This is a genomic window from Streptomyces sp. NPDC054849, from assembly GCF_053610945.1.
Genome location: NZ_JBSGZI010000063.1, coordinates 35,480 through 45,653 on the forward strand (window position 1 = coordinate 35,480; position 10,174 = coordinate 45,653).

A 10,174-nucleotide genomic window follows, 5' to 3' on the forward strand; every position below is an offset into this window, starting at 1 on the left:
CGGCCCCCAGCGTTCCCGGGGCCCGGTGTTGATCACCGAATACCCACGCTAGACCCCACCGTCCCGCCACGGACTGCCAGTTGGCGAACTTTGCGGGGGTGCTTCCCGCTCCCGGTGGAGCGCTCGTACAGCCGCCCGAATGCGCCGGTCGGGCCGCCTGGGGCGCTGCGGGCACGGACCCGCCGCGCCCCCGCGGCGGGCCCGTCCGGCGGCCGGCCGCTACGAACCGACGGCCTCGGGCTCCTCACGGATGACCACCGGTGCCCGGCCGGGAAGCGCGGCCCTGGATTCCACGGGGGCCGCGGGCGTGCCCCCCACTACGAACGGGCGCCACCACGGCGCGCGCGGGGCGTCGGCGGCGCCGGGCTCGAACGGCTGACCCGGGATCGGCAGCGCGACGGCGGCCCCGGCTCCCTGGGCCGCCGTCAGGGTGCCCTCGCCCGGTTCGTCCCACGGGTGCAGGGCCAGGTTGAAGGTGCCCCAGTGGATCGGCAGCATCGTGCCGTGCGGGATGCCGCCCTGCAGGTCGAGGTGGGCGCGCATGCCCTCCTCGGGGGTCATGTGGATGTCGGGCCAGTACTCCGAGTAGGCCCCGATCTGGATCATCGTGGCGTCGAAGGGCCCGTGTTCGGCGCCGATCTCCTCGAAGCCCGGGAAGTAGCCGGTGTCCCCGCTGTGGTAGATCCGGTGCTCGTCGCCCGCCACGACCCAGGAGGCCCACAGGGTGTGCTGCTGGTTGCGCAGGCCGCGTCCGCAGAAGTGCCGGGCGGGGGTCGCCGTGAGGGAGAGCCCGGCGATCTTGGTGCTCTCGTTCCAGTCCAGCTCGCGCAGCCGGTCGGCCGACACGCCCCAGCGCTCCAGGTGCGCGCCGACGCCCAGCGGGACGGCGAAGACCGTGTCCGTGCCGGCCAGGGCCTTGATCGTGGGCAGGTCGAGGTGGTCGTAGTGGTCGTGCGAGATGACCACGACGTCGACCGTGCCCAGGGAGGCCAGCGGGACCGGTACGGGGTGCAGCCGCTTGGGGCCGGCGAAAGGGAAGGGCGAGCACCGCTCGCCCCACACCGGGTCGAACAGCACCCGGCGCCCGTCGATCTCCGCGAGCACGCTGGAGTGGCCCATCCAGGTCAGCCGCAACCCGCTCACGGGCGGCTTCGACAGCTCCGCGAGAGTGGTCGGGTACACGGGGATCGGCGCCGCGGGACCGCGCCGCGCCCGCTGTTCTCTGTGGAAGTAGATCTTGGCGAACTCCGTCATCGACCCCGAGGGCCTGTTCCGGGCCCCCACCGGATTCTGGAAGACGCCGTCGGCGAAGTTCGGCGAGCGGCGGATCCGCTCGAGCCGGGCGCCGGACGGGTCCGCGCCGAAGGCTTCGGGCCGCAGGGCGCGCAGCCGGGGACGCAGGGGACGGGAGCCGGTCAAAGCGCCTCCAGGGAGGATCGGGTCAGGATGGTCGTCTCTCTACGACCATCCCAACGCACACCGGCCCCGAAGGATTCCGGTTGCGGCCCCCGTCCGCTCCGGCGTCCCCGGCACCCCGCCCGCGGCCTCCCGGCACCGGCCCGCGTGACCACTCCGCGCCCCGCCACCGGCCCTGTGACCGCCCCGGCCACCGGCCCCCCGACCGGCCCCCGTCTGCCCCGGCGACCGGCCCCCGACCGGCCCTCGACCGCCCCGGAGACCGGCCTCGTGGCGCCCGTCGCCGACGGCTACAGCGGCAGCAGGTCCGGCCGCTTCGCCTCGACGTGGTCCCCGGAGGACTCCCCGCGCAGCCGTCGGCCGATCCACGGCACGAGGTGGTCGCGCGCCCACTGGATGTTGTCCCGGGTCACGTCCACCGAGCCGCGCGGCCGCTGCGGCGGCCACGGCTGGTCGGGGTCGGTCGGCACGTCCAGGCCGAGCACCTGCCCGGCGCGCAGCGCGACCCGTGTGTGCCCCTCGGGTGAGAGGTGCAGCCGGTCGGTGTCCCAGGCCCGCCGGTCCTGTACGGACTTCAGCGACCAGAGGTCGAGCACCGGGCAGTCGTAGCGGTCGGCGATGGCGCGGACGTGCGCGCTGTACGTCGCCACCTTGCCCCGGAGGTGCTTGAGCACCGGCACCCCGCGGGTGTCGAAGCCGGTGGTGATCATCACCTGGCCGACGGCTCCGGCGAGGTCGGCCACGGCCGCCTCGAACCGTTCCGCCACGTCGTCCGGGTCGCTGCCGGGCCGGATGATGTCGTTGCCGCCCGCGCAGAAGGTGACCAGGTCCGGCGAGAGCGCCTTCGCCCTCGGGAGCTGGTCGGCCACGATCTGGTCGAGGAGCTTCCCGCGTACCGCGAGATTCGCATACCGGAAGTCGTGCTCTTCGCGCTGGTCGGCCAGGAGTACGGCGAGCCGGTCCGCCCAGCCGAGAAATGAATCCCCGGGTCCCGGGTCCCCCACGCCCTCGGTGAAGCTGTCCCCGATCGCCGCGTACGAGCCGATGGTCTTGAGTTTCGTCGTCGTCGCTGCCACGGGAGACATCCTTCACTCCCGTAACCAACCTACGCCAACGTAATGAGGGGTTGACGGGCCGTGATCTATACCACCCGGGGGATAAGGAATATGTACACGTGAGGCCGGGACCCCCCTCGGGCCCCGGCCTCACGCGTGTTCGTGCTCCGCCGGCGGGTGCCGTCAGATGGTCACGCCCTTCGAGCGGAGGTAGCTCAGCGGGTCGATGTCCGAGCCGTACGACTGGCCCGTGCGGATCTCGAAGTGGAGGTGCGGGCCGGTCGAGTTGCCGGTGGAGCCGGAGAGGCCGATGCTCTGGCCGGCGGTGACGCTCTGACCGGACGAGACCGACAGCGAGGACAGGTGGGCGTACTGGGAGTACTTGCCGTCCTCGTGCCGGATGACGACCTCGTTGCCGTACGAGCCGGCCCATCCGGCGGAGACGACGGTGCCCGCACCGACGGCCTTGACGGTGGTGCCGGAGCTCGCGATGAAGTCGACGCCGGTGTGGTAGCCGGAGGACCACATGCTGCCCGCGACCTTGTAGTTCGTGGAGATGCCGCCGCCGAGGGGGGCCACGAAGCCGGAGGCCGACTGCTGCTCGGCAGGCGCCTCGGGGGCGGACTCCTGCTGCGCCGGGGCGGCCTCCGGGGCGGCCTCCGGGGCGGTCTCCGGCGCCTGCTCCGGGGCCTGCTCCGGCGCCTGCTCCACCGCGGCCTTCGGGGCCCGCTTCGGGGCGGCCTCGCGGACGGCATCGGTCGGAGCCGCCTCGCCACGGCCGCCGAGGGTGAGCTTCAGACCCGGGTGGATCAGCGACGGGTCGGTGCCGACCGCCTCGCGGTTGTCGGCGTACAGGTCCTCCCAGCCACCGGACAGGTTGCGCTCCTCGGCGATCTTGGAGAGGCAGTCGCCCGGAACGACCGTGTAGACGGTCGGCGCGGCCTGGACGGCGGCGACGGGCGCCGCCTTCAGCGCGGCCGGAACCTGGGGGGCCACCGCGGGGGCCACCGCGGTCGCGGTGGTCGGGGCGCCGGCCGCCTGGGCACCGGCAGCGCCCATCAGCGGCAGTGCGAGGGCCGCGCCACCGGTGCCGGCGAAGGCGATACCGCGAGAAAGGGAAAGGGACTTGGGACGGCGGTGCTTACCCTTTGCAGGCATGGCGAATTCCTCTCCGGCGCCTGCGAGGTGAGCTGTCGGGTTCGGACTGGAGATGTCCGGCCGCACATGTACGAGACATGTACGACTTCACCCCGAGCGATCCCGTCGAAAAGATCTCCGGGACAGCGGCTTACCTGGTTCCCCCGCTCCTGCCGCGCGAAATAGTCGAGTGCGGTTTCCGGGCGGCGGCAGGATTCGGCGATCCACCCGGATCGATCGCGAAGGTAATCCCTGGAGACCACGGGTAACAAGCCATGAATTCCCTGACGCGATAACAGGGATGAGGGATCGACGGAATTCCCGTCACCCTGCGTCCATTCCCCACCGTCAACGGCCCCGCCGGCCGGGCCTTTCGGCTTTCGCGATCAGGCACTCACGGTCACCGTATGATCTGGCTCACGGGGACGTGCCCGATCTCGCCTCCGGATATGGCAAGTTGGCGTCAAGTAGCTCAATTCGGACAGAAGTCTCATCACGAAGCGGAGGAGTTCCCGTGACCCAGCAGATACAGGAGCCGGAGCTGACCGGAGTGCGCAATTTCCGCGATGTCGGCGGATTGCCGACTTCTGATGGACGAAGGGTCATGACGGGACGACTCTTCCGAAGCGGACATCTCGCACATGCCACCGAAACCGATGCAGAGTTCCTCGGTTCGCTCGGCCTCCACACGATCTTCGACTTCCGCAACGGCGCCGACCACGCGCTGGAGGGGCCGGACGTCGAGCTGCCGGGCGTCCGGAACGTCAACATCCCGCTCTCGGACCCGGCCGACGGCCGCGAGTTCTGGAGACTCGTCCGCGACGGCGACCTCGGCCGGCTCCGCTCGATCCTCGGCGACGGCAAGGCCGCGGCCCGGATGGCGAACTCCTACCGCGGGATCATCGAACACCGCACCGCCGAGCACAGCCGGGTCGTGCACGCCCTGGCGCAGGACAGCGTCCCCGCCCTCATGCACTGCGCGGCCGGCAAGGACCGGGCCGGCCTGTCGATCGCCGTCACCCTGCTCGCGCTGGGCGTCGAGCGCGAGGCGATCGTGGCGGACTACCTGGAGTCGAACGCCCCGCACCGCCGCTACCGCGTCCGCCGCAGCGGCGAGTCGGCCGAGGCCCGCTCCCCCGAGGTGATGGAGCTGCTCGCGCCGCTCTTCGACGCCCGCGCCGAGTACCTGCTCGCCGCCTTCGACACCATCGACGGCTTCTGGGGCGGCGTGGACCGCTACCTGGCGGAGGGCCTCGGGCTGAAGCCCGAGACCCTCGACCGGCTGCGGGACCGGCTCCTCGCGTAGTCCGCCCGGAGCGGGCCGTCAGCGCTGGGCGACGGCCTGCTTCACCAGCGTCCTGCCGAAGTCCCACATGAGCCCGGACCCGCCGTGCGCCTCGTCCATGACCTCGCGGAAGGCGCCGACGAACCGGTCCACGTCCGTCTCGTCCACGACCAGCGGCGGAATCAGCTTGATCACTTCCAGGTGGTCCCCGGAGACCTGGGTGAGGATCCGGTGCTTCTGGAGCAGCGGCACCACGACCATCTGCGCGAAGAGTCCCTTGCGGGCCGCCTGCAGCACGGTCCACCGGCTGCGCAGCCCCAGCGAGGAGGGCCGGCCGAATTCGATGCCGATCATCAGGCCGCGTCCACGCACCTCGTGCAGCAGCTCGTACTCGTCCACCAGGGCCGCGAGGCGCCCGCGCAGCAGGTCGCCCATCGCGCGGGCCCGGGCCACGAGCCCCTCGTCGTCCATGACCGACAGCACCGCCAGCCCGGCCGCCATCGCCTGCGCGTTGGATCCGAAGCTCGCGGAGTGCACGAGCACGCGGTCCATCGACGAGTAGACCTTCTTGAAGATCCAGTCCTTGCCCAGGGTCGCCCCGACCGGCACGTAGCCCCCCGACAGCGCCTTGGCCACGCACACCAGGTCCGGCTCCACACCCGGCTCGTGCTGGTACGCGTAGAAGTCACCGGTCCGTCCGAGGCCGGTCTGCACCTCGTCCACGATCAGCAGCGCCTTGTGCCGGTGCAGCGCCTCCTGCGCGGCGAGCAGGAATCCGGGCGGGGCGGCGAGCACCCCCTTGCCCTGGATCGGTTCGACGACCAGGGCCGCCACGTCCCCGCGCTTCAGTTCCCGTTCCAGGGCGGCCAGGTCGCCCAGGGAGATCCGCGTGTCGGGGAGCAGCGGCGCGAAGCCTTCGCGGAAGCCTCCCTCCCCGTTCACCGAGAGCGAGCCGGCGGTGAGCCCGTGGAAGGCGTGGTCGCAGTAGAGGACCCTGGGCCGCCCGGTGGCGTACCGGGCGAACTTCAGGGCCGTCTCGACCGCCTCGGTGCCGCTGTTGCCGAAGAAGACCCGGTCCAGGTGCGGGCTGTAGGAGAGCAGCTTCTCGGCCAGCAGCCCGGGCAGCGGCTGGCAGTCGAAGCGGGTCAGGTCGGCGAGCTGGGCGTCCAGGACGTCGTGCAGGGCCCGGCGGACGACCGGGTGGTGCCGGCCCAGGCCCATGACCCCGAACCCGGCGAGCATGTCGAGGTAGTCGTTGCCCTCGGCGTCCCAGAAGTGGGCGCCCTCGGCCCGCTCGTAGACCTTGTCGAAGCCGATGGTGTGCAGCATGCGCGGCAGTTGGTGGTTGAGGTGCCGCGCGTGCAGCTCGTAGCGCTCCGCCCCGCGCGCGGCCAGCAGGGCGCCGAGGTCGAAATTCCCTGGGCGCTCCCGCTGTTCTGCCGGACCCCGTTCCACCGAGCCCTGCTCCGCCTGGGTCATGCCGACTTGTCCCGGTTGCCGCCGATCGTCTCCCGGGCCGCCCGCAGGGACTCCTTGAGGGAGCCCATGGTGGCGAGGACGGCGGTGGGCTCGTAGCCGCAGTGCGCCATGCAGTTCGCGCAGCGCGGGTCCTTCCCGCGGCCGTACTTGCTCCAGTCGGTGTCGTTGATGAGCTCCCTGTACGTCGGCACGTACCCGTCGCTCATCAGGTAGCAGGGGCGCTGCCAGCCGAAGAGGGAGTAATTCGGAATGGCCCAGGCCGTGCAGGGGAAATCGGCCTTTCCTTCCAGGAAGTCCAGGAAGAGAGGAGAGTGATTGAGCCGCCAGCGCCGCCGGTTGCCGCCCGCGAAGGCCTTCCTGAAGAGTTCCCGCGTCTGATCGACGCCCAGGAAGTGCTCCTGGTCCGGAGCCTTTTCGTAGGCGTAGGCGGGAGAGATCATCATCTCGTCCACCTGGAGGTCGTCATTGAGGTAGTTGAGCACCTCGATGATCGTCTGCGGGGTGTCGGTGTTGAAGAAGGTGGAGTTGGTGGTCACCCGGAATCCGCGCCTCTTCGCCTCCTTGATGGCCGCGACCGCCTCGTCGAAGACGCCTTCCTTCGCCACGGACTCGTCGTGGCGCTCGCGCAGGCCGTCGATGTGCACGGCGAAGGCGAAATACGGGGAGGGTGTGAACTTCTCGATCTTCTTGCGCAGCAGCATCGCGTTGGTGCAGAGGAATACGTACTTCCGCCTCGCCACCAGCTGCCGGACGATCTCGTCGATCTGCGGGTGCATCAAGGGCTCGCCGCCCGCGATGGACACCATCGGGGCGCCGGACTCCAGCACGGCACCGACCGCCTGGGCGACCGGCATGCGCTGCTTGAGCACCCCGGCCGGGTGCTGGATCTTTCCGCACCCCTCACAGGCGAGGTTGCAGGCGTAGAGCGGTTCCAGCTCGACGATCAGCGGGAACTTCTCACGCTTGCGGAGCTTCTGTTCGAGAAGATAGGTCCCGACCCTGATGGACTGGCGCAGCGGCATGGCCATCTGGCTCACCTCCTGGGGAGCAGCAAAGAACGGTGCCATTCGTAAAACGCGGGCAGTACGGCACGCAGAACACGGAAGGCCGATATTCCCCCGCGAACCGTGCCGATACGGACGAGCTCATGCTCCGGAGCGTCCACGATCACCCGGACGGCCGCAACGGGACGGCCGGCGCTGCGGGTGGCGGTCCACAGGGTGGCCGCGGACTCCATGTCGACCGCGATCGCGCCGGTGGCACGCAGCTGCGCGCGCTCCTGGCCGCGGACGACGTGGTCGGATCCGGTCAGTGCGCCGGTGTGCACGGTCCGGCCCGGGGCGGCCCGGGCGAGCGCCTCGGCGAGCAGGGTGGTACCGGTACAGGCGACGGCCCCCCGCAGGTCCCGGGTCTCCTCCGCGACGACCAGGTCGCCGGGGTGCATGCCGGGGACCAGCCCGGCGCAGAATCCCGTCGCGAGGACGGCGGCCCGGTCCATTCCGGGCCGGTCCAGCGCCCGGGTGAGGGCCCGCTCGGCCGCGCGCGGACCCATCCCGGTGCGCAGCAGGGTGTACCCCCCGGTCGGACCGCAGGCCGAACCACTGGCTGAACCTCGACCCGAAGCGCGAGCCGAGCCGGCGGTCCCGCCGCGGCCCGCGCTGCGCAGCGCCGCCTGCTCGATGCGCAGTGCGCAGGCGACCAACAGCGGGTCGGGGTTCCCGGCCGCCCGTTCCGCGCCGGCGGCGGACATCAGGCTTCACCGGACCGGGCGGACGGCTCCCCGTACAGATAGCGGCCGAGCGCGGTGAGCGGGAACACCTGCCGGTACAGGTGGTAGTTGATCGAGAAGTCCCAGGGGAAGCCGGTGCCGGTGAAGTACGGCTCGTCCCAGGAGCCGTCCTCCTTCTGGGTTCGCACCAGGTAGGCCACGCCCCGTTCGACGGCCTTGCCGTCCCGCTCACCGGCCGACAGCAGCGCCATCAGCGCCCACGCGGTCTGCGAGGCGGTGGAGGCGCCCTTCCCGGCCCAGGACGGGTCCTTGTAGGAGCGCTGGTCCTCACCCCATCCGCCGTCCTCGTTCTGTACGGATTCCAGCCAGCGCACGGCCCGCCGGATCGCGGGATGCCCCGGGGCGATGCCAGCGGCCGTGAGGGCCGGAATCACCGACCCGGTCCCGTAGACGTAGTTGGTGCCCCAGCGCCCGAACCAGCCGCCGCTCGGTTCCTGTTCGGCGAGCAGCCAGGCGACGCCGCGCCGGGTCCGGGCGTCGCCCGCCCTGCCCTCGAAGGCGAGCATCTCCACCACGTGGGCGGTCACGTCGGCCGAGGGCGGGTCGATGACCTCGCCGAAGTCGCAGAAGGGCAGTCGGTTCGGGAACGGGCTGGTGTTGTCGGCGTCGAAGGCGCCCCACGCCCCGTTCTTGGACTGCATGCCGAGGTTCCAGGACACCCCGCGGGCGATGGCCGCCTCGACCCGGGCCGGATCGGGATGCTTGATCCTCCGCAGTGCGAGGACCACCTCGGCGGTGTCGTCGATGTCGGGGTAGGTGTCGTTGTGGAACTCGAAGGCCCAGCCGCCCGGGGCGAGCCCGGGCCGGCGCACCGCCCAGTCCCCGCTGCGGACGATCTCCTCGTCGAGCATCCAGTCGGCGGCCTTGACCAGCGCCGGGTGGTCGGGGCGCACGCCCGCGTCGGCGAGGGCGATCGCGGCCAGGCAGGTGTCCCACACCGGGGACTGACAGGCCTCGATCATCCGGGCGCCGTCCTCGCGCCAGACCGCGAACCGGTTCAGGGACTCCAGTCCGGCGCGCATCACCGGGTGCCCGAGGTCGTAGCCGAGCAGATGCAGGGCGATGACGGAGTACACGGCGGGCGGCTGGATCCCGCCCCAGCAGCCGTCGTTCTCCTGGCGTTCGACGATCCAGCGGCCTGCCGTGGCCATCGCCGCCTTGCGCAGCCGGCGCGGGGCGAACCGCCGGTAGACGTGCAGCGCCTTGTCCATCCGCTGGAAGGCGCCGTCCCAGCTGGTCAGCGGTGCGAGGCGGCGGGCCGGGTTCGGCACCCGCGCGTCGGCGTGCAGCTCGTCCAGGGTGAAGGGGGCCGGGCGGACGGGGCGCAGCGCCGAGACCACGGTCAGCGGGACGATGGTCTGGCGGGCCCAGCAGCCGAAGTCGTAGATGTTCAGGGGCACCCAGGGCGGCAGGAACACCAGCTCGGGTGGGAGTTCGGGCAGGTGGTCCCAGTTCCACCAGCCGAAGAGCGCCAGCCAGATCCGGGTGAAGACGCGGGCGGCGGCGATCCCTCCGTGGGCCCTGATCCAGGCCGAGGCACGGGACATGTGCGGGGCGTCCGGCGCGTCCCCTGCGAGGCGCAGGGCGACGTAGGCCTCGATGGTGGCGGACAGTTCGGGCGGCCCTCCGTGGAAGGTGGCCCAGGTGCCGTCCTCCCGCTGCTCGCCGCGGATGAAGAGGGCGGCGGCATGGGTGGTGGCCTCGTCCCGGATGCCGAGGAACTGCCGCAGCAGCAGGTCCTCCGCGTCCATGGTGACGTTGGTCTCCAGGTCGCCCTTCCACCAGCCCGCAGGGTCCTGACGCTCCAGCAGGTGCCGGGTCGCGCGCGCGGCGGCCTCGTACACCTCCGGCGGGCTGCCGTCCGGCGGCCCCGGCAGCTCCGCTGCGGCCCGTCCCGCTCCCGGACGGCCGGGTGGCCGGTACTCGATCCGCGGGCGGGCCTCCCGGCCGGGGGCGGGCGGCGCGGCGATCCGGGCCGTGACCGCCGCCGGTGCGCCCGTACCCGGCCGGGGC

General features: G+C 71.8%; 8 protein-coding genes and 1 riboswitch. Of the genes, 1 reads left to right on the top strand and 7 read right to left on the bottom strand.

Features of this window, described 5'->3' with window-relative positions:
- Window positions 1-219 precede the first annotated feature (219 nt).
- The 3 genes from ACWGIF_RS24595 to ACWGIF_RS24605 form a co-directional block, all read right to left on the bottom strand.
- Window positions 220-1,419 carry an MBL fold metallo-hydrolase gene (locus tag ACWGIF_RS24595; RefSeq protein ID WP_453500653.1) on the bottom strand — a complete coding sequence of 400 codons (1,200 nt, stop codon included), beginning with the start codon at window positions 1,417-1,419 and terminating at the stop codon, window positions 220-222.
- Window positions 1,420-1,706: 287 nt separating this feature from the next.
- Entirely contained in the window at window positions 1,707-2,492 is a 786-nt protein-coding gene (locus tag ACWGIF_RS24600) for an SGNH/GDSL hydrolase family protein (protein WP_453500654.1), read from the bottom strand.
- Between the two features lie 162 nt (window positions 2,493-2,654).
- A complete protein-coding gene (locus tag ACWGIF_RS24605; protein WP_453500655.1) occupies window positions 2,655-3,629 on the bottom strand; it encodes a LysM peptidoglycan-binding domain-containing M23 family metallopeptidase in 975 nt (324 codons plus the stop codon).
- 2 nt (window positions 3,630-3,631) lie between these two features.
- Window positions 3,632-3,807, bottom strand: a riboswitch (cyclic di-AMP (ydaO/yuaA leader).
- 315 nt (window positions 3,808-4,122) lie between these two features.
- Here ACWGIF_RS24605 and ACWGIF_RS24610 point away from each other — a divergent pair.
- Window positions 4,123-4,914 carry a tyrosine-protein phosphatase gene (locus ACWGIF_RS24610; protein WP_453500656.1) on the top strand — a complete coding sequence of 264 codons (792 nt, stop codon included), beginning with the start codon at window positions 4,123-4,125 and terminating at the stop codon, window positions 4,912-4,914.
- Between the two features lie 18 nt (window positions 4,915-4,932).
- On the opposite strand, the gene ACWGIF_RS24615 is transcribed toward ACWGIF_RS24610, so the two are convergent.
- From ACWGIF_RS24615 to shc, 4 genes are read right to left on the bottom strand one after another with little or no spacing between them, the layout of a single operon-like run.
- Entirely contained in the window at window positions 4,933-6,372 is a 1,440-nt protein-coding gene (locus ACWGIF_RS24615; protein WP_453500657.1) for an aspartate aminotransferase family protein, read from the bottom strand.
- Complete coding sequence (gene hpnH / locus ACWGIF_RS24620) at window positions 6,369-7,400, bottom strand: adenosyl-hopene transferase HpnH (protein WP_453500658.1); 1,032 nt, start codon at window positions 7,398-7,400, stop codon at window positions 6,369-6,371. Before hpnH ends, ACWGIF_RS24615 begins: the two co-directional genes overlap by 4 nt.
- Before the next feature lie 5 nt (window positions 7,401-7,405).
- The gene (locus tag ACWGIF_RS24625) at window positions 7,406-8,122 is read right to left on the bottom strand and encodes a phosphorylase family protein (RefSeq protein WP_453500659.1); all 717 of its coding nucleotides are present in this window, start codon (window positions 8,120-8,122) and stop codon (window positions 7,406-7,408) included.
- A complete protein-coding gene (shc, locus tag ACWGIF_RS24630; RefSeq protein ID WP_453500662.1) occupies window positions 8,122-10,038 on the bottom strand; it encodes a squalene--hopene cyclase in 1,917 nt (638 codons plus the stop codon). The genes ACWGIF_RS24625 and shc overlap by 1 nt, the downstream gene beginning before the upstream one ends.
- Window positions 10,039-10,174 lie beyond the last annotated feature (136 nt).

Excerpts from the sequence above, each read along its gene's own strand:
- ACWGIF_RS24615 (WP_453500657.1), bottom strand. The coding sequence starts at position 6,372 with ATGACCCAGGCGGAGCAGGGCTCGGTGGAACGGGGTCCGGCAGAACAG.
- hpnH (WP_453500658.1), bottom strand. The coding sequence starts at position 7,400 with ATGGCCATGCCGCTGCGCCAGTCCATCAGGGTCGGGACCTATCTTCTC.
- ACWGIF_RS24625 (WP_453500659.1), bottom strand. The coding sequence starts at position 8,122 with ATGTCCGCCGCCGGCGCGGAACGGGCGGCCGGGAACCCCGACCCGCTG.
- ACWGIF_RS24605 (WP_453500655.1), bottom strand. The coding sequence starts at position 3,629 with ATGCCTGCAAAGGGTAAGCACCGCCGTCCCAAGTCCCTTTCCCTTTCT.